The 19,255-nt window shown below is 39.7% G+C and carries 18 protein-coding genes; 2 read left to right on the top strand and 16 right to left on the bottom strand.

Annotated features, from left to right (window positions below):
- Positions 1-499: 499 nt before the first annotated feature.
- From BW986_RS16185 to BW986_RS16145, 9 genes are all read right to left on the bottom strand, one after another.
- Positions 500-820, bottom strand: coding sequence for a DMT family transporter (locus BW986_RS16185; RefSeq protein ID WP_076368884.1), 321 nt, complete (start codon positions 818-820; stop codon positions 500-502).
- A gap of 40 nt (positions 821-860) precedes the next feature.
- The gene (locus BW986_RS16180; RefSeq protein WP_076368883.1) at positions 861-1,190 is read right to left on the bottom strand and encodes a DMT family transporter; all 330 of its coding nucleotides are present in this window, start codon (positions 1,188-1,190) and stop codon (positions 861-863) included.
- 29 nt (positions 1,191-1,219) lie between these two features.
- On the bottom strand, positions 1,220-2,092 hold the full coding sequence (locus tag BW986_RS16175; RefSeq protein WP_076368882.1) for a Cof-type HAD-IIB family hydrolase: 873 nt from the start codon (positions 2,090-2,092) through the stop codon (positions 1,220-1,222).
- Between the two features lie 124 nt (positions 2,093-2,216).
- Positions 2,217-2,999: a DeoR/GlpR family DNA-binding transcription regulator gene (locus BW986_RS16170; protein WP_076368881.1), complete on the bottom strand. Its 783-nt coding sequence runs from the start codon at positions 2,997-2,999 to the stop codon at positions 2,217-2,219.
- A gap of 28 nt (positions 3,000-3,027) precedes the next feature.
- Positions 3,028-4,041, bottom strand: coding sequence for an ABC transporter ATP-binding protein (locus BW986_RS16165; RefSeq protein ID WP_076368880.1), 1,014 nt, complete (start codon positions 4,039-4,041; stop codon positions 3,028-3,030).
- On the bottom strand, positions 4,041-4,913 hold the full coding sequence (locus BW986_RS16160; RefSeq protein WP_076368879.1) for an ABC transporter permease: 873 nt from the start codon (positions 4,911-4,913) through the stop codon (positions 4,041-4,043). The genes BW986_RS16165 and BW986_RS16160 overlap by 1 nt, the downstream gene beginning before the upstream one ends.
- Entirely contained in the window at positions 4,910-5,764 is an 855-nt protein-coding gene (locus BW986_RS16155) for an ABC transporter permease (RefSeq protein WP_076368878.1), read from the bottom strand. Before BW986_RS16155 ends, BW986_RS16160 begins: the two co-directional genes overlap by 4 nt.
- A gap of 116 nt (positions 5,765-5,880) precedes the next feature.
- The gene (locus BW986_RS16150; protein WP_076368877.1) at positions 5,881-6,714 is read right to left on the bottom strand and encodes an alkaline phosphatase family protein; all 834 of its coding nucleotides are present in this window, start codon (positions 6,712-6,714) and stop codon (positions 5,881-5,883) included.
- Complete coding sequence (locus BW986_RS16145; protein WP_076368876.1) at positions 6,704-7,816, bottom strand: ABC transporter substrate-binding protein; 1,113 nt, start codon at positions 7,814-7,816, stop codon at positions 6,704-6,706. The genes BW986_RS16150 and BW986_RS16145 overlap by 11 nt, the downstream gene beginning before the upstream one ends.
- A 507-nt stretch (positions 7,817-8,323) precedes the next feature.
- Here BW986_RS16145 and BW986_RS16135 point away from each other — a divergent pair.
- Positions 8,324-9,076: a hypothetical protein gene (locus BW986_RS16135; RefSeq protein WP_081395654.1), complete on the top strand. Its 753-nt coding sequence runs from the start codon at positions 8,324-8,326 to the stop codon at positions 9,074-9,076.
- Positions 9,077-9,185: 109 nt separating this feature from the next.
- On the opposite strand, the gene BW986_RS16130 is transcribed toward BW986_RS16135, so the two are convergent.
- The 7 genes from BW986_RS16130 to BW986_RS16100 form a co-directional block, all read right to left on the bottom strand.
- A complete protein-coding gene (locus BW986_RS16130; RefSeq protein WP_076368874.1) occupies positions 9,186-10,784 on the bottom strand; it encodes a long-chain-fatty-acid--CoA ligase in 1,599 nt (532 codons plus the stop codon).
- A gap of 73 nt (positions 10,785-10,857) precedes the next feature.
- Positions 10,858-11,262: a PaaI family thioesterase gene (locus BW986_RS16125; RefSeq protein WP_076368873.1), complete on the bottom strand. Its 405-nt coding sequence runs from the start codon at positions 11,260-11,262 to the stop codon at positions 10,858-10,860.
- An 86-nt stretch (positions 11,263-11,348) separates the two neighbouring features.
- On the bottom strand, positions 11,349-12,533 hold the full coding sequence (locus BW986_RS16120) for a thiolase family protein (protein ID WP_076368872.1): 1,185 nt from the start codon (positions 12,531-12,533) through the stop codon (positions 11,349-11,351).
- A 70-nt stretch (positions 12,534-12,603) separates the two neighbouring features.
- Positions 12,604-13,752, bottom strand: a complete 1,149-nt coding sequence (locus BW986_RS16115) for an acyl-CoA dehydrogenase family protein (protein WP_076369060.1) — start codon at positions 13,750-13,752, stop codon at positions 12,604-12,606.
- Between the two features lie 136 nt (positions 13,753-13,888).
- The gene (locus BW986_RS16110) at positions 13,889-15,061 is read right to left on the bottom strand and encodes a thiolase family protein (RefSeq protein WP_076369059.1); all 1,173 of its coding nucleotides are present in this window, start codon (positions 15,059-15,061) and stop codon (positions 13,889-13,891) included.
- A 94-nt stretch (positions 15,062-15,155) separates the two neighbouring features.
- The gene (locus BW986_RS16105; RefSeq protein ID WP_076368871.1) at positions 15,156-16,433 is read right to left on the bottom strand and encodes an MFS transporter; all 1,278 of its coding nucleotides are present in this window, start codon (positions 16,431-16,433) and stop codon (positions 15,156-15,158) included.
- A gap of 85 nt (positions 16,434-16,518) precedes the next feature.
- On the bottom strand, positions 16,519-18,117 hold the full coding sequence (locus BW986_RS16100; protein WP_142244636.1) for a long-chain-fatty-acid--CoA ligase: 1,599 nt from the start codon (positions 18,115-18,117) through the stop codon (positions 16,519-16,521).
- A 937-nt stretch (positions 18,118-19,054) separates the two neighbouring features.
- Between BW986_RS16100 and BW986_RS30280 the strand changes: the two genes are divergently transcribed.
- Positions 19,055-19,228, top strand: coding sequence for a hypothetical protein (locus BW986_RS30280; protein ID WP_179086092.1), 174 nt, complete (start codon positions 19,055-19,057; stop codon positions 19,226-19,228).
- The last annotated feature ends 27 nt before the right edge of the window (positions 19,229-19,255 follow it).

Raw genomic sequence — 19,255 nt, 5'->3', positions numbered from 1 at the left:
ATAAAAAAATATTTTTTTGGAAAAAACCTTATAATTTGATAATTCTTAATAGATATTGTTATACTACCATTTCAAATATTGACTGTAAATATTGAAAATACAAAAAATTCATTATTCTCTTTAAGTAAGTGTTCAAAAAGGAGAATTCAAAAGAACCAAGATGTTCGAGGAACGATTGTCTCGAGGATCCGGAACGTACTATACGCGAGGTCCAGATTTGCACAAGATAAGGGAAGCTATGAAAGCGATTCATCGACGAAGGAAAGAGTCAGCTATTTTTAGGTCGGGTACGACTTTAGCGGAAGGTCAAAAAAAAGCGACACTTCGTTATTGAAGTATCGCACCATTACGTTGAATGATTCAAAAATTGAAGCAGAGATTATGACAGTTGTAAACGGTCAGATCAGAATGCAGCATTCTTAAATCTTGAATAGTTTCATCTCGCTCTCCTCCATAGGTAATACCTTTCTCTACTTATTTCCATTTTAAAATCCTGCCCTTAATGTCCAGAAGTCATTTTAATACCTACAGCCCCTGCAATAATACACATAATAAATAGGGTTAATCTTAAACTTCTAGGTTCATTAAAGAAGATCATTCCTGCTAAAACACTTCCAACAGAGCCGATACTGGTCCATATTGCATAGGCAGTCCCCACCGGTATGGAATTTAATGACAAAGAAAGAAAATAAAAGCTTAAACTCCCCAAAAAAAGACAAGCTACAGAGGGAAGCAATTTTTTAAACCCGTTTGCACGTTTCAGGCTTATAACACTGCCAATCTCGGCAACTCCGGCAATAAGAAGAAAAAACCAAGCCATTGAATCATCCCCTAACCTTGTATAAATCCTTTCACTTCCTTTAATGTTCAGGTTGGGCTGGATTGATTTTTATTCCAATTATCCCCAATATCATTAAAACCATAAAAAATACTTTCAGTGGATTAATGGTCTCTCCCAAAAAAATCATTCCAGTTACTACCGTTCCCACCGTTCCGATTCCAGTAAAAATGGCGTAACCAGTTCCTAAGGGAATGGAATGTAAAGCTTTTGAAAGTAAAAAGAAACTAAAGATTATTACAACTACCGTTACTATACTAGGTATAATTTTGGTGAATCCGTGTGAATATTTAAGACCGATCACCCAGACGATTTCCAAAAGTCCTGCCATTATGATATATATCCATGCCATTTTATCGCTCTCTCCTTCGGCATTGACACTTATTTTGGAACCACGAAGTTCTCCATATATCGATAAATCGCATAAGCTACCCCATTCTCATCATTTTTAAGGGTTGTCGTTGTACAAACAGCTTTTATGACATCTTTCGCATTTCCCATCGCTACGCTGTATTCAACTTTCTCGAACATGGATAAATCATTGTTGCTGTCCCCGATTGCCATAGCCTGATCTAAGGAGCCATTCATTAAAAAAGCCAATTTTTCAAGAGCCATTCCTTTTGAAGCCCTTTTACTAGTAATTTCAATGTTGTGATCAGCAGATGAAACAACCATCAGCTCATCAAACTGTTTGAATTTGTTCCATGCTTCCGCTAATTTTTTTTTATCAAAAGAACATGCCAATATGTTATAGAATTCTTCCTCCTGTTTTAAGATATCATGATAGCTTTCGACTAATACATATCCAAACTGGTCAAATTGCCTTTCCGCTACTTCAACTAATTCTTTCATATCTGCATTCAAATCTGCGTTCTTCAAACTTTTAATCTCATTTTGGAAATGTTCTCTACCCTTTTTAAGAGTATAAATGGCTTTATCAGTAAACACTTCGTAATAATAATTCCTTTCATCTAACCATTTGAGAATTGATTCGACAAGATCTTTAGTTATCGTAATAGAAGAAATGCACTTTCCGCTTTTGGAATGAGTGGTTGCACCATTTGTCCCGATTACAAATGGGGAAATCCCTGCTTTTTCACAAATTGTTTGAACGTCAAAATAAGCCCGTCCTGTTGAAATGACTACTTCAAAGCCTCTATCTTGGGCATATTGAATCGCCTTTATATTCTCTTCACTAATTTCATTCTCGTCGTTTAATAATGTTCCGTCTAAATCTATCGCAATGAAACTCATGCTAATGGCTCCTTTTCTCATTCTATCTATTAGATTCTCTTTCTAGCTTTTTTTATCTGCTATCAACAAAAATCGAATTAAAAAAGAGAGTACCCCCTCTTCCATCGATATGTCCCATTATCAGCTATGCTTGAATCCAATTGACTTCCTCTAATTTTGAATGATTTCTCCATTCCTCTGGAAATGGTTGCTCGCAGACAATCACATCGACTTTTTCTAGAGGACAAACTTTACTAAATGTGTCGACACCAATTTTAGAGTAATCCGTTAGCAAAATAACTTGCTTTGATACCTCGACCATCTTGCGTGAAACTAATGTTTCATGTAAATGATAATTACTAACCCCATTTTGAATGGTAACACCACCAGCTGAAATGAACGCTTTATCAATATTAAATTGATTTAACATTTGTTCAGTGAGACCGCCACTTATAGATTGATGCTTAGGATCAATTTGTCCTCCTAGTAATAGAATTTGTCCTGTAAACTTATTTTCATTGAGCAATTCGGTTAACACGGACGACACAGGAAGAGAATTGGTTAAAACCGTAATGTCTTTTTTATTTTCAATGCACTGCGCAAATTCAAGCATGGTTGTCCCTACATCAATGGCAATCACATCTCCGTTAGAAACGAGTTCCACTGCTTTTTTCCCAACCTGGATTTTCGCTTCTTGATTCACCGTTGTACGCTGTGTAAATGGAGGCTCCTCAAATTCAAAAACTGTTTTAATCGCTCCACCGTAAACCCTCTTTAAAAGTCCTTTTTCCTCTAACATCATCAAATCGCGTCGAATCGTTTCCTCTGAAACATTAAATTGATCAACTAATTCCATAACTTTTACTTTTCCCATTTTGTTAAGTTCTTTTAAAATTTCATTCTTTCTTTCTTCTGGCAAAACAGACATATTTCTCCCCCCCGTGATCATTAAGAATTTATAAAATAATGCATTCTTTCTTCGGTACAAGAATTTGAACGCGTTCTCCTAGTTCAAACGTTTTCCCTCGGTGGTGAAGATAATCTACAAGGAACGCGGACTCCTCTGTTTCCACTTCATATCTTAAAACATTCCCGGTCATAGAAACATCTTTAATAAACCCTTTAATTCCCCAGTTCTCTTGTATATCCAAGCCATCCACACCAACAGAAACTAATTGTAAAACTTCAGGACGAATGGCGACTTCATTCCCTATTAATTCTTTGCTGCGAACAAGATGATGGAAAACTTCCATTTTACAAACATTATAATTTCCGATGAATTTTGCAACAAATGTATTGACTGGAGACGTATAAATTTCTGATGGAGAACCGGATTGTACAACTTTTCCTTTATTCATGACAAAAATCCGATCAGACATCGTCATTGCTTCTTCCTGATCATGAGTAACAAAAATTGTTGTAATATCTAATTCTTTCTGTATTCTCTTTAATTCTTTTTGCAAACTTTTTCTAATTTTAGCATCCAATGCGCTTAACGGCTCATCCAAAAGCAGAACTTTTGGCTCCATGACAAGCGCACGGGCAAGAGCAACCCTCTGCTGTTGCCCTCCAGATAACTGATGAGGATATGAATCTTCTTTTCCTATTAAATCAACCATATCAATCATCTTTTTCACTCTTGATTTAACATTTTTCACCTTCTTCATTTTAAGGCCGTATGCTATATTATCAAAAACGGTCATATTCGGGAAAAGCGCATAAGACTGAAATACCATACCAACCTCACGCTGACGCGGTGATAAATGAGTTATATCTTTTCCTTCAATTAAGATTCTACCTATATCAACACCTTCAAGCCCCGCAATGGAACGTAACAATGTACTTTTTCCGCATCCACTTTGCCCAAGAAGTGTAGCAAATTCCCCTTTTTTTAATGTTAAAGAAATGTCATCTAGAACGACTTGATTTTCATACCCCTTAGTCACTTGATCGATGGTTACATAGCCCATTATTTTTCACCTTCTATAGCGGTATTTTTATTACAGTATTGTTTTTTAAAAAATAAAAGAATACGCTTCTTATTTGACACGACACGATTTTTTTCGTTTCTAAACGTAAGTTTTAATACAGACCCCGTTAAAAGTAAAATCAGTGAATAATAAGTAATGACAATTGCACTTGTTAAGTGACCACTGCTGTTTAGTTTGTCGGCAAGATAAATTTGAATGGTTTCAAATCGGCCCCCGACAAGCAAATTGGCAAAAGCAAATTCACTAAATAAAAGAGCGACTGATAATAAGGTAGACACTAAAATACCAGATATAATATTTGGAAACACCACTGTGCGAAACGCCTGGAATTTTGTGGCACCGAGTAATTCAGCTGCATCAACAAGCTGCACGGCATTAATCGTACGAAGACTGCTACGTATACCTTGATACATAAATGGCAGAATCGTTATGAAATAAGCACCGATTAAAATCCAAGGTGTTCCGGCAATGTGAATCGGTCCATCTGAATATACCTTTATTAATCCTACAGCTCCAACAATGGGAGGAATTCCATAAGGAAGCATGGCTGCTGCTTGAAGTAATCCTTCCCATTTACTGAAATATACCGTGATGATAAAAATGGTCGGAAGCATAATAACAACACTAAGACCTACAGACATGACAATTAAAAACAGCGTTCGTCGAAAAGCATCATAAAACCGTTCATCTTGAAATAATTCAATATACCATTTCATTGTATAACTCTCAGGTAAAATGGTATGATCCCATTTTCCGGCAATCGAGAATAAAAATGTTCCTACAAGCGGAATTAATAAATACATGACGAGTAACCCAATAATCACTTTATGAAAAGTCAATGAAGGTTTCATCGTAAATCCCTCCTAATGCGGCGCATCATTCGTTCATTGAACCACATCGCCCCTATCATTGTCGCTGCTAGAAGTACTCCCATCGCACTGCCTAGCTGCGGCTTTAATGCAACGTCACTTGCAACTAGTGAGGCAATTTGCAATGACAATAAGTTATAGTTGCTGCCTACTAATGCATAGGCTGTAGCGTAAGCTCCCATCGAATTAGCAAACAAAATGCTGAATGTACCTACGATACTAGGTAAAAGAACTGGAATCCCAATGTGAAGCCAAAATGATAATGTTGATCCTCCTAATAATGAAGAAGCTTCTTTCCATTGTTTCTTAATTCCTTGATAAGACGGGTAGATCAGCATAATAGCAAGCGGAATTTGAAAATATATATAAACAAGAATGAGGCCTGTCCATGAATATAAATTAAAATCCGCAAACACATCCCCACCAATCTTTGAAAAAAGCAACGTAAACAACCCATTGTTTCCAAGCAAAATAATAAATGAAAATGAAAGGGGAATCCCCTCAAAGTTCGACGTCATATTGGCAATCATCAGTAAGCGATTTTGTATTTTTTGTGAGAACTTTGTAATCGAATAGGCTGCAATGACCGCTATAATCACAGAAGTTACAGCGGAAAATAAAGAAATGACAAGGCTATTTTGAATGGCTTGCAAGTAAAATTCACTTTTAAATATGGTGAGATATTGATCGATCGTAACTTGAATTCCATCGTCAGCATAAAAACTATTTTTAATCATTGCTACTAATGGTCCTAATTCAAATCCAATCACAAACAAAATAAATGGCAGTAAAAGAGCTAATAAGTAAATTTTTTGTTTTTTTATTTTTCGCAAGACTTCTCGCTCCTCTTTGTTCTCTAACAATTTGGGAATTGGTTTAACAGTAAGTTCGGTAAACCAATTCCCGTCAACCTTTATTCTTCATTTTATTTTGAAATATTGTATCTACTTTAAAGGGTATTTTTTTCTTTCAAACCTGGAAATTGATAGGAAATCATTTTATTAGACGGCTCTATATTTAAAAGTTCACAAACGAGCGGTGCAAAAGCTAATTGCGGAACCACTTCACTGTAAACGCCAGGCTCAACTTTTGGACTCATGATAAAGAGCGGTACATCACGCTCACCATCAGTTATGCCGCCATGGTTGCCATATTCACTCATGCCATGATCAGATGTAATTAAAATGTGGTAACCTTCTTTGATCCAAATTGGTAAAAGTTGTGCCAACAAGCTTCCCATTTTCAAGATTTGTTCACGATATTCTTTCGATTCCGAACCGAACATTTCTCCTTTTACATCTACACCGAGCGGATGAATATATAAAAAGTGTGGGTCATGCTTTCTGCGCAAAGCTTCTGCATCCATTAACACATGACTGTCTGGATAGTCATCATCCCAATAAAATTTCCCATATTGAATTGGCTTAGACTCATCCTCTTGCTCACGATCTTCAATAAAATGGAATGGCGCGCGATTATAAAGTTCGCTTACCCAGTAATAAGATACTGTTCCGTTTCTTAAGCCGTTCTCTTTCGTAAGATGAAAGAGACTTTTCTCAGTAGATAAGCGAACAGCTTGATTGGACGTAATTCCGTTCACTGATGCCGGTGTACCCGTTAGTAACACTTCATATAATGGACGGGAAAGACTTGGGAGTTCCGACTTTACTTTGTAAAGTGCTGCCTGATTTGTTTCAACTAAATGTTGAATAAATCCAAGTGTCTCACATGCTTTATCATATCTCATACCATCAACTACAATTGCTATTACTTTATTTGACATGGACTAACACCTCTTCTTGCCAAAGCTGCGGTAAATTTTTAGCCGTTTCTTCCCAAGCTTTGTAATCTTCAATTGGTTTTGCATTTTTGTACTGTTCTTCTGGAACCATTTTTTCAGCTACTTCTTTCGGTAGTTCTACATCGCGAATTGGACGGGCAAATCCTTTAGCTAAGTTAATTTGTCCTTCATCGCTTAAGATATATTCTCTAGTTGCCATCGCCGCATGCGGATGCTTTGCATTTTTGTTAATAATAGTTGCGTAGCCGCTTACGACTGAACCTTCACTTGGAATCGAGACATCAAATTGATCACGGTTAATTTGGTCAGCGTAACCAAGAGCATTGAAATCCCAAACAAGGGCAACTTCCACTTCCCCTTTTTCGATGTTAGCCGGCTTGGCATCAGTTAAGCTAAGGCGGCCTTGCTTGGCAAGCTTAGCAAAAAAGTCAATTCCTGGTTGGAGATTTGTTTCATCACCGCCGTAAGCCTTAGCGGCAGCAAGAACAGCCATTTGGTTCTGTGTACCACGCTGAACATCTCCAACTGTTACTTTATAATCTCCTTTTAATATGTCATCCCATGATTTTGGCGGGTTATCTACTAATTCTTTATTAGTTAAGAATGCAATCGTTCCTTGGTAGCCAACAACCCAATCTCCATTGTCATCTTTTGCCCAGTCAGGTACCTCGTCCCAATAGGAAGTTTTATATGGCATCGTTAATTCTTTTTGTTCCGCGATGGGCCCAAAGGAAACCCCTACATCGCCGATATCAGCTGTTGCATTCTCTCCTTCCGATTCCATTTTGGCAATCTCTTCGGCACTGGATAAATCTGTATCATTGTGTTCCAACGTATATTTTTTCATCACTTCATTCCACGTTTCTCCCCAGTTAGCCCATGAATCAGGCATACCGACACTATTAATTGTCCCCTCTTCTTTTGCCTTTGTTTCAATTTCTTTCAGGGTTAACGAACTTGGATCCTTAATAACTGGAGCAGCCTCCTCATTAGTAGCTCCACAAGCAGCTAATCCTAGTACACTCACTCCTAACATCACAGCTTGAATAGACTTGTAACAATTCTTCTTGAATGTGTAATTCATAAAAAGTGCCTCCATTTAATGTGGAATTATTAATGTTTATTACTGTTTGTTACGGTTTAATCATAATCACTCAATATAAATCCCACATTAATCCAATGTTAAGATTTTGTAAAGCAGTTCTTTATTTGTCCAATTCATCATCGGCTTTTATGTTCATACAGTTGAAAAGGATAGCTTTTTAATAGATTCGCGGGATTTGGTAGATTGACATTTTGCATCGAATCGATGGCAAGCTCCTTTGCTTGTTTTTTATTCAATGAAGTATGAGACCCAACCGTTTCAACAAATTGATTGCCAATTATAAAAGGTAAACACTTTATTTAAATAAGCACAGCGTTGAGTGCATGTACCCGGAAGTCTACCAGGCTCATGCCTTTTAATTTCTTCAGTTACCCAATCAGCCATTTGCGAAAAAATGGTATATTATAGTTTATGACATCAATGGTTTAAGATAAGGAGTGATGAATTATCCATAAACGGTGGATCATCTCTGCAATTGTTGGATTATTGCTTATTTTATTAGGTGTAATTGCCTTCAATTATTTCGAGAGCGAGAAAAAGGAAAAAGGAAAAAATGCGGAAGCCAAGGAGACCAAAATTCCTGAGGTGCAGGAATATGGCGGGATCCATCTAGAACAAGTCGGCGATAAGGTCCGCCAAAAAAATTGGGGAACATTCACATTACTAGAAACGAAGTCCATTAATGAGTCATTTGAATTGGCACCAATGGTCATCACAATCAAGGATATCCGCAGGATTCAATTGTCTTCACTCACAGATGAAGCAAAGGAGGAGCTCAAGTCCTATACGGGATTGAGTTTTGAAGAGGCCTATTCGATATATTATAAAGAGAATTTATCCATGGAGGAAATCGATCAACGGGCTGCGTTGTCTAAAACGGATATTGATGAAAAGGTTTCCTATCTAGAGATAACTTATTCCGTGGAAAATAAAGATACGAAGGAACTTCAGTTCTTCAGCATGGAAAATGTTACTTTCAATGATGATCTTACATATGATGTACCTTCTAAAAATTTCATCCATTCCGGGGATACATTTATGGGGACAAAAAAAGTAAGCCGATCAGATTACCAACCAGGAGAAAAAAGAAATGGCACAATTGGCCTTTTGGTTGATCCCGAGGAAAACTTCGAACGGCTCGATTCATTTGCATTCACTACCGATGATATTGCGGATGGTGAGTCTCATGAATTATTGGTGGAGGGGACTTCATTTGAGATTCCCCTAAAAGGAAAGTAGTTTTATAGTCTATAAAAAAATGATGGAAAACCTTAAATAAGTGGAACCTCGAATAAAGGTTTCACTTATTTAGGGTTTCATATGAGTTCCCTAAAGATAAATGAAATGCTTAACTCTCCCCGACAGTAGGGCTCTGTGTCACTTCCTCCATTAATATTCTGCGCAATATTTTCCCTACAGCTGATTTTGGCAGTTTCTCCCTGAACTCAAAACTTCGCGGCACTTTGTATCTGGCCAATCGTTGCACGCAAAACTCCCTGATTTCTTGCTCCGGAACTGACTTTCCTTTCTTTAAGACAATGGCCGCTTTTACCGTTTCCCCACGGTATGAATCCGGAACCCCATATACACATGTCTCTTTTACGGCTGGATGCTGATATATAATATCTTCAACTTCGATTGGATAAACATTATAACCACTTGCAATGATCATATCTTTCTTCCTGCCTACGATATAAAAATATCCTTCTTCATCCATCGTCGCGATATCCCCAGTATAAAGCCATCCATCCCGCAAAGCCGTTGCCGTTTCCTCTGAATTTTTCCAATATCCCTTCATTACTTGCGGACCTTTAATGATCAGTTCGCCTCTTTCACCTGCTGTCAATTCATCAATGCCTGTTTTCAGGTCAACGATTTTAGCGTCAGTATTTGGGTATGGAATTCCGATACTTCCTGGCTTTTTCTGCCCTATGACTGGATTGCGGTGGGTAGTGGGTGAAGTTTCCGACATTCCAAATCCTTCTAATATCGTGACCCGTAATTTTTTTTCGAACTGATGGATGATTTCTATCGGGAGCGGGGCTGAACCACAGCTGCAGTACTTAAAGCAGCTTAAATCGTCCGCCGTTAAATCCGGATGATTCAGTAAAGCAATATACATGGTAGGGACACCTGGAAAAATGGTTGGCCGATGTGTTCGAATCAAATCCACCACCTTGTTTATTTCAAATTTCTCTAATGTGATAAAAGTCGATCCGGCATATATGGCACTATTCAATCGTCCATTACCAAATACATGGAATAATGGGGTCAATCCAAGCATCCGTTCACCAGGCCTTTGGAGTTGAAGGGCATTTGCCGTAAAGGCAAAGTCTTGATAAACATTCGAGATCAAATTAAAATGCGTGAGCATGACCCCTTTTGATTTCCCTGTAGTCCCCCCAGTATATTGAAGTACAGCCACAGCTTCCTTCGGATCGATGTCCCGAGCAGGAAGTTCATAATCTTTCCTTGATATATCCGTTCCAGATTCCATTAATTGTTCGGCAGATATGAACATTAACCTATCAGCAAAACTTGTTAGCACTAACTTTTCCCGTTGTTCCTTACGCCCAATGAACCAATTGGCTTCGGAATCGCGTAATATATAATCCAATTCACTCGTCTGATACAGTGGGTTCACTTGAACGACCACACCTCCCAAACGATGAATGGCATAATAGGCAATGATATATTCTAGACAATTTGGCAGCATGATTGCTATACGATCGTCTTTTTGAAATCCACGGTTGTCTAAATTCACAGCAAAACGATCTGAGGCATCCTTTAATTCCATATATGTCATTTCCCGATCCCCATCTATTACAGCTTTGCAGGTTGGATAAAGTCGGGCTGAACGTTCAAGTAGTCCATATAATGACAATACAGGAATGTCAATTTCAGCAGGGGTTTCTTTCGGATAAAATCCATGCCAAGTTCTGGTCAATTTTTTTCACACCTCATTTTTTTCAATTAAGATGGAGCATAGTCATTTGTCAGCCAACTTGATCAAACTTGCCTCATTTATCTCGAATGATTTTAAAAATCCCTGTTCCCTTTGCAATTGTGTTGCCTTCAATATCTTTTATTTCTCCTTCAGTAAAGGCAATTTTGTATCCTTTTTGAAGGACTTTTGCTTCCGCAAATAATTCCCCGCTCGATATGCTGGCTAAATAATGTACAGTTAAGCTTGTCGTAACGACTTTGGATTTGGTAACGGAACGGGTCACCATTCCTAGAATGGTATCGAGCATGGTAGCATGAATGCCCCCGTGCAGTGTTCCATTAACATTAAGCAGATGTTCTTCTATGTTCAACTTTATCGTAACATTCCCTTCTTCAAACCGAATGATTTCAAATCCTATATGTGAAAAGAATGCACTACTTTCGAATTGATTCCGAATATCTTCCACTTCAACAGGCAATCTTCCTCCCCCTCACTTTGGCGCGATTCAACTTATATACGGAAAGGAGCAGAAACGTATGGGGTTTCCACTCCTTAATCGTTGGCCTATACCGCTTCGATCATGATAGCCATTCCCTGTCCGCCGCCAACACAAAGTGTAGCAACACCAAATCTTTCTTTCCTGCGAATCAGTTCATGAATTAGCGTTGTCACGATCCGGGCGCCCGTCGATCCGACTGGGTGTCCAAGAGCGATCGCTCCCCCATTTACATTAACTTTGTTTTCATCTAGCGATAAATCCCGGATTACTGCCAATGCCTGTGAAGCGAACGCTTCATTTAATTCGAAAAGCCCAATTTCCTCTACTTTTTTCCCGGTGCGCTCCATAAGTTTTCCGACGGCTGGTACTGGACCAATTCCCATCACTTCTGGAGAAACTCCCGCGGTCGCCCAATCGACAATCTTAGCGATTGGTTGTATTTGTAACCGTTTCGCTTCACTCTCCTTCATTAATACCAATGCAGCAGCCCCGTCATTACGGCCACAGGCATTCCCTGCAGTGACGGTTCCATTTTCCCTGAATGCGGGTTTTAAGCTTGCAAGTTTTTCCATTGTGGTTTCCGGACGTGGATATTCATCCGTTTCAATGGTAACCGTACTCTTCCTGTCAGAGACTTGAACAGGAACGATCTCATCCTTGAACTTTCCTTCTTCTATCGCTTGCGCCGCTCTTCGTTGACTTTCCACTGAAAAAGCATCTTGTTCTTCCCTGGAAATGCTGTATCGTTGTGCGACATTTTCAGCGGTGATTCCCATCCCTAAACTTTTTCCGTAAATTTCTTGAGGTTGCTGTCCAGCTTCTGTATTGGAATCCACTAGCTTGGTCCTGTCTCCTCCAAAACGGGCACTTCTTAAATAAAGCGGTGCGCGGCTCATGCTTTCCGTACCGCCGGCAACGACTATATTTGCCTGACCTGAAATTATCTGCTGTGCTGCTGAGGTGATGGCCTGCATTCCAGATGCACATAACCGATTTACTGTAAAAGCCGGTGCAGACTCGGGAATCCCTGAGCGCAGAGCTGCCACTCTCGCGACATTCGAGGATTCGGTCGTTTGCCTAACCTCCCCGAAAATGACTTCATCCACTTGTTCTGCTGCAATATTCGCTCGCTTGATCGCTTCTTTGATCGCTACGCTCGCCAAATGACCGGAACTAATCTCTTTAAATGCTCCACCGTACCTTCCAATCGGTGTTCGAACAGCACTAACGATTACGATATCTTCTCCCATTTCGTTCCTCCCCCTTGAAAATCCAGATTCATTGGCACAAGATTACCTGCCCGAATAAAACAGTAAACACTCAACACTCTTCCAAGACATTCCTCGCTATGATTAAACGTTGGATTTCATTCGTTCCTTCATAGATCTTCGTTATGCGGGCATCCCGATAAAAACGTTCAACTGGATATTCAGCCATATATCCCATTCCGCCATGAATTTGAACCGCTTTATCCGCGACCCGATTAAAAACGTCTGAAGCGAACAGCTTTGCCATTGATGCTTCCTTTATCACTTTTTTTCCTTCATCAATCTTTTGTGCCGCCATCATCGTCAATGCTCTTGCGGCTTCCGTTTCGGTTGCCATATCAGCAAGCATCCATTGAATCGCTTGGTTGTCCGCAATTGGTTTGCCGAATTGAATGCGCTCTTTTGCGTATTTGGCTGATAATTCAATCAATTTACCGCTTGATCCCACTGATCTTGCAGCCAAACCTACACGCCCTTCACCTAAAATTTTCAAGGCAGAGATATATCCCATTCCAACTTCGCCGATAACATTTTCTTCAGGTATGATACAATCCTCGAAAATGACCTGTGAAGTATATGATCCCCTTAACCCCATCTTTTTGTCCTTTTTGCCGACAATTAAACCAGGAAAATCTCTTTCTACTAAAAAAGCTGTAATCCCTCCCTTTGCTCCTTTATCTTTATCCGTTAAAGCAAATACGGTATAGACATCAGCTATCGGCCCATTCGTGATGAAATGTTTCGTCCCGTTCATCACCCAGTAATCACCCTTCTTTTCTGCAGTTGTTGCCAAATTGGTTGCATCAGATCCCGCTCCTGGTTCAGATAAAGCAAAGGCGCCAATTTTCGTGCCTGCTGCCATTTCAGGCAAATATTTATTTTTCAAATATTCGGATGCAAGTTTAACCAGACCTGTACTCCCAATCCCGGTGTGGGCGCTTATTAATGAAACGAATCCATTATGGGTCCTTCCTAACTGCTCTAATACGGTTGCCTTTCCAACTGCATTCAAGCCAATTCCACCGTATTGTTCTGGAATGCTTATCCCGAATAAGCCAAGGTCTTTTGCTTTTTCCACCAAATGCTCCGGGATTGCATCTTCTTCCTCAATTTGTATGGCATAGGGCTCCACTTCCCTTTCAACAAAATTACGGATCATTTCCTTCATTTGCTGCATTTCCTTGGTTAAAGTGATTGTCATCATTTCATTCCTCCTTAGTTCTGTTCATGAATAGCCATTTACAAGTTTTCTTCATAGGGCATATAGGGCTTTATCAATTAATCATTCAATGGAATTCATTGCTTTGTGGTAAATTGGAGTCCACACTCTTACAAAATCAGGCTTCACGTTCAATGATCGTAGCAATTCCCTGCCCGCCTCCAATGCAAGCTGTAATAAGAGCAAACCTTGCGGCAGAACGCTTCAATTCATAAACCGCTTTCGTAATGAGGATGGCACCAGTCGCCCCCAGTGGATGTCCATGTGCAATGGCTCCCCCGTTCACATTCACTCTTGCGGGATTCATATCAAGCTCCCTATTGCAAGCAATGACTTGAGCGGCGAAGGCCTCATTAATTTCAATGATGTCCATCTCATTTAAAGAAAGACCTGAATTCTCCATTACCTTTCTTATAGCGGGAACAGGTCCTATTCCCATATAATTTGGATCTACCCCTGCAACGGCCTGTGCCCTTATTGTCGCTAAAGGCTTAATCCCCAATTCCACCGCTTTCTCCCTCGACATTATGACCAGGGCCGAGGCGGCATCATTCAATCCCGAACTATTGCCTGCAGTCACGGAACCGCCTTCTAAAAACGCAGGTGATAATTTGGCTAGCCCTTCTTTCGTTATTTGCGGACGTGGATGTTCATCCAATTTAAATTCAATATCGTCGCCTTTTCTGACGGGAATGTGAATAGGCGCAATTTGCTCATTGAAACGGCCCTCTTCCACTGCTCTGGCCATCTTTTTTTGGCTTTGTAGAGCGAATTCATCTTGTTCTTCCCTGCTGACCTCATATTTTTCCGCTAAGTTTTCAGCCGTGATTCCCATCGGGGGATCGCCAATCTCTTTTGGGGACAACCGTGATTTTCTGAACTGCGGCGGCTTTGCACTGTATGCTTTTTCCGGACGATCCATCAAGTATGGCGCCCTGCTCATGCTCTCGACCCCACCGGCTATATAGACATCGCCTTCGCCTGCACGGATCGCTTGTGCAGCCAAGTTGACAGCATTTATTCCCGAGCCGCATTGACGGTCGACAGTCAGTCCCGGAAGAGAAATCGAGAGGCCTGTTTCCAGCGCCGTTAACCTGGCAATGTTTCCACCTCCGCTTAACACATTCCCCATGATTACATCATCTATAATTCGGGGTTCGACATTCGCCCGTTTTATGGCTTCTTTCATCACTACTGCTCCAAATGCGTGGGCGGGAACCGATGCAAGTGCACCTCCCTGTTTTCCAATTGCTGTTCGAACTGCAGAAACTATGACGGCATCTCTATTCATTTTCCCATCCGCTCCTTTTCCTTTTTTAAACACCCATTAGAAAGCATTCCTTCATTTCACTAGTTTCATTGAATGTAAGCAGGTTCTACCTTGCTTATGAGGACCTAAGGTCATAGTTATCCGAACTTTTATTTTCATGTTTCCCTTTTGATTTGGCTGGTTTAACGAATATCGCAAACAGGATGCCAAAAGCCAGGACAAGGATGGCCATGAACAATATCGATAAGTTATATCCCAATAACTCATTTCCTCCTGCTAAACTTATGATATAGCCAGTTAATAGAGGTGCAATAATGCCCGCTATATTTCCTGATGATGTTAAGATGCTTGTCATCAATCCCCCCCGCTCTTGCATTTCATTGATCATGATCGTTGGTCCGATCGGTAAAATTGCATATGTAAGGCCCTTTGCTAAACACATGGCGACGATTACCCAGATTGGATTTTGAAATACCATGATTGAGGAAAAGAACAATGCACCAAGAATCATGGCGCCCGCGACGACAAATACCCTCGATGACCGCCAATTCTGATTCTTCTTGAATAATTGATCAGACACCATCGAAACACCCATATAAATACATACGGAAACGACTCCGATTATTGCAACACTGGTTCCCATTTGACCTGGAGTCATTTTTACGGCTTCCACTAAATAAATCGGGAGCCAAACAGAAAACCAAACAACTAAAATATACGTTGAAAAATATGCAAGCGTAGTAAACAAAGCAGTAGGTGAAGCCATTAGCAACAAAAAGTCTTTCACTTTTATTTTTTCTAGTTTCACTTTCTTTTTCTTTTGTACGTTTTCATATACTTCAACTGGATTTTCCTTTGTTAAAAATTGAAAGAGGAAGAACCAAACAAGGCTTGCTCCACCAAGGGCGGCAAAGGCAGCCTTCCAGCCGAATATCGTAATTAAAGAAACGAGGATCGGTGCCACGATCATCGCACCAACGGTTCCTCCGCCAACCACTACCGAATTGGCAAAGCCTTTCAGTTTCGGTGGAAACCACTTATCGGCATGACTGTAAGCGATTGGGCTATAAGGTCCTTCGAATGCGCCCAGTAAAATCCTATATAGAATCAATAATGGAAGTGCGGTGATGGCTAAAACGCCGAATTGCAAAACAGTCCATGTCAGCATGATGAACCCAAGCACTTTTTTAGCCCCCAGCCGATCAGCCCATGCTGCCCCAAAAATCCCTGTTACTGGGTAGAGCCAATAATAACTGCTTCCAACAAGGCCCCACTCCGCATAGCTAAGATTGAATTCCTTCATGATGGGAACAGCTGCGAGACCCACGATCGATTTATCCGCAAAGTTGATGACGGCCCCAAGGAATAATAGAATGAGAACAACCCAACGCATATAATACCCTCCTCTTCTTCATTTTTGTTCACACACTGATCTATCATCCAACTTAGGTTTCATAAAAGAAACCACATTCCCCTTTTCAACCCTTTTCCAATTCTTCTTTAACTAACAATCTTTTTAATAGTTTACCCACTGTATTCCGCGGAAGTTCTTTTCTCAATTCAAATACTTTTGGTACTTTATAAGGAGTCAATTGGGAATAACAATATCCTTCTATTTCTTCAAGATCCACGGAAGCGCTTTCTTTAGGTACGATGAATGCTTTCACAATTTCTCCTTTTTCTTTATGGGGGATGCCCACCACAGCTGCCTCTTTTATTGCCGGATGTTCATATAGAACACCTTCCACCTCCTGCGGATAAATATTGAATCCGCCGACGATGATCATTTCCTTTTTCCTGCCGACTATATAGAAATATCCTTCATCATCCATCACCGCAAGATCGCCAGTATATAGCCAGTCATTCTGTAAGGCCTTTTTGGTTTCGGCTTCGTTATTCCAATAACCCTTCATGATTTGCGGGCCTTTTATGAGCAACTCCCCGACGCATGTGTTAGGCACTTGATTATTTTCATCGTCAATGATCATACAGTCCGTGCCTGGAAAAGGGATGCCAATGCTTCCTATTTTCCTTTTTCCAAATGGCGGATTACGATGAGTGGAAGGAGAAGCTTCCGACAAACCGAAACCCTCTCCGATTTTGGCACCTGTCAGCTCCTCAAATCGCTTGATTACTTCAACCGGCAGGGGCGCCGATCCACAAGAACAACTTTTTAAACAATTCAGTCCATAGTTTTCAATTCCAGGATGATTGACGAAAGCATTATACATCTTTGGAACTCCTGGAAAGAAAGTCGGGCGGTACTTTTTTATTTTTGCAAGTACATCTTGAAGTTCGAATTTAGGAAATAAGAGGATGGCAGCTCCAATATAGATACCTAGATTCATCGCACTTGTCATGGCATAAACATGGTAAAGAGGAGTAGCTGCCAAAACGATTTCTTCACCAGGTTTAAGGGAATCCCCATACATTTCATAACTCTGCACGACATTGGAGGTTAAATTATGGTGAGTAAGCATGACACCCTTCATCTTCCCAGTCGTGCCGCCAGTATATTGGATGACTGCAGTATCTTCATGCGGGCTTATCATTTCGGGCTTCTTAATGGCATCTCCGGTTTGAATCATCGTTTGAAGGTAACAGGAGCCATTTTGATCTTTTTCCGTATCAATGCAAACATCAAATTCATATATCGCTTTCGTTTCTTCGATTGTATTTGCGGCGGTTTGGTCAAATACAATATTCTTGGTATCCGAGTCTATTAAAATTTGCAAAAGTTCCCGCGGTTTATACAGGGGATTCATCTGTACAACAATCAGGCCCAGTGCCTGGGCGGCGTAATAACTGATTATGAAATAAGGGTGGTTGGCCATCATCAGACCAATACGTTCACCTTTGACAAAGCCCATTTCTCTCCATTTCCCTGCAAGTTTGTCTACCTGCATTTTTAGATTCTTATAATCCATTGAATGGTCTTCATAAATGATAGCTGTATGGTGTGGAAACTTACTTGCTGTTATTTCAAGCAGTGAATAGACCGATATTTCCGGTAGTTTCATAGATTTCATTCTTTCAACATACCATTGCTCCCATGGTTTATTTTTTGTTTTTCCCACCAGTTATCCCTCCGCACATAAACGAATTTCATATCGTGCATGTTAGATTTATTCTTATTATTATGATTATGCAACTTGCATGCCAAGTCCCGTTTTTGTGTAAAATCGCTTAGTATTAAGACCAGTCAATTCATAAATGAATTTTAATCAGTTATAATGCCTTTCTATAGAGGATTCATCGAAATCCCAATAATTCATTTTTGAATTTTTCCATACAAACTCAGATTGGTTTTCAAGAGATTATGAAACTATTTTTTACCATATTATAGATTAAACCTACTCACAATTCGTATTTTGATTTTTTCCATGAGTACTATAAAATAAATTTGAATAGCCCATCCAGCAACGGGCGGGCTATTGTAACATTTATTGAAAATTGGCTTACTATCGTAACTAATACGTTATGTTTATCCACGAGTAGGAACAATATTTGGGTTTAATATTTTTTTAATTATACGAAACAACCCCCTCCAGAGGCGTTTTCAGCTCCAGTTTTGCCATTTCGGAGCCTTGCCGAAGTCCGATGGACTTACTGGCTGCGGACCAAAAATTTAAGGATTTACCAGAGGATGTTGATCCATGTGGTGAGTTTGGTGAATATCACTCATTCATATATAACGGGGACATTATCTCTCATCCGATACGACTAGACTTGGGAGGTGAAATGTTTATACTACCTGCCAATCCATTATTCAGTGAGGTCGGCTATAGACGTGTGGTAAAAGTTTAAATTTTTCATTAATATTGTCAGGTGTTCCAATTTGCGAACACTTTTTAATAAATAAAAGGCTCTTTTCGCATAGATTGTTGCTATTTTGTTAAAGAAGGTTTTGACATCAATTTGCATCTTTTATGTCAAAATTTGCGGGCTAAAATAGCTTTAAAATTAACAATTATAAAGCTATAATTATGATGATATTTTGGAGGAGGAATAAAAATGAACCAAAAAGCTCTCCATCACTGGCATAAAGAGCATAATAAGCGAGTAAGCGAATTTCATAAAAAACACGAAATTGAAATACAGCGAGGTGAAAATGGGAACAGTTTATTAGCTAAATGGGAAAGATATTTTTATAACAAAATCATTTCACCTCTCAAAAAAGTGAAATAATCCCTCTTTAAAAGAACTGTCCCATGT

This window comes from Peribacillus simplex, assembly GCF_900156045.1.
Lineage (GTDB): Bacteria > Bacillota > Bacilli > Bacillales > DSM-1321 > Peribacillus > Peribacillus simplex_D.
Note: the sequence above shows the minus strand (reverse complement) of the source record. Positions and strands in the feature narration are given on the sequence as shown.

What these genes read in the sequence shown, in the direction of transcription:
- BW986_RS30280 (WP_179086092.1), top strand. Translation starts at nt 19,055, where the DNA reads ATGAACCAAAAAGCTCTCCATCACTGGCATAAAGAGCATAATAAGCGA.
- BW986_RS16150 (WP_076368877.1), bottom strand. Translation starts at nt 6,714, where the DNA reads ATGTCAAATAAAGTAATAGCAATTGTAGTTGATGGTATGAGATATGAT.
- BW986_RS16165 (WP_076368880.1), bottom strand. Translation starts at nt 4,041, where the DNA reads ATGGGCTATGTAACCATCGATCAAGTGACTAAGGGGTATGAAAATCAA.
- BW986_RS16175 (WP_076368882.1), bottom strand. Translation starts at nt 2,092, where the DNA reads ATGAGTTTCATTGCGATAGATTTAGACGGAACATTATTAAACGACGAG.
- BW986_RS16120 (WP_076368872.1), bottom strand. Translation starts at nt 12,533, where the DNA reads ATGGGAGAAGATATCGTAATCGTTAGTGCTGTTCGAACACCGATTGGA.
- BW986_RS16145 (WP_076368876.1), bottom strand. Translation starts at nt 7,816, where the DNA reads ATGAATTACACATTCAAGAAGAATTGTTACAAGTCTATTCAAGCTGTG.
- BW986_RS16180 (WP_076368883.1), bottom strand. Translation starts at nt 1,190, where the DNA reads ATGGCATGGATATATATCATAATGGCAGGACTTTTGGAAATCGTCTGG.
- BW986_RS16110 (WP_076369059.1), bottom strand. Translation starts at nt 15,061, where the DNA reads ATGAATAGAGATGCCGTCATAGTTTCTGCAGTTCGAACAGCAATTGGA.
- BW986_RS16160 (WP_076368879.1), bottom strand. Translation starts at nt 4,913, where the DNA reads ATGAAACCTTCATTGACTTTTCATAAAGTGATTATTGGGTTACTCGTC.
- BW986_RS16105 (WP_076368871.1), bottom strand. Translation starts at nt 16,433, where the DNA reads ATGCGTTGGGTTGTTCTCATTCTATTATTCCTTGGGGCCGTCATCAAC.
- BW986_RS16170 (WP_076368881.1), bottom strand. Translation starts at nt 2,999, where the DNA reads ATGTCTGTTTTGCCAGAAGAAAGAAAGAATGAAATTTTAAAAGAACTT.
- BW986_RS16185 (WP_076368884.1), bottom strand. Translation starts at nt 820, where the DNA reads ATGGCTTGGTTTTTTCTTCTTATTGCCGGAGTTGCCGAGATTGGCAGT.
- BW986_RS16115 (WP_076369060.1), bottom strand. Translation starts at nt 13,752, where the DNA reads ATGACAATCACTTTAACCAAGGAAATGCAGCAAATGAAGGAAATGATC.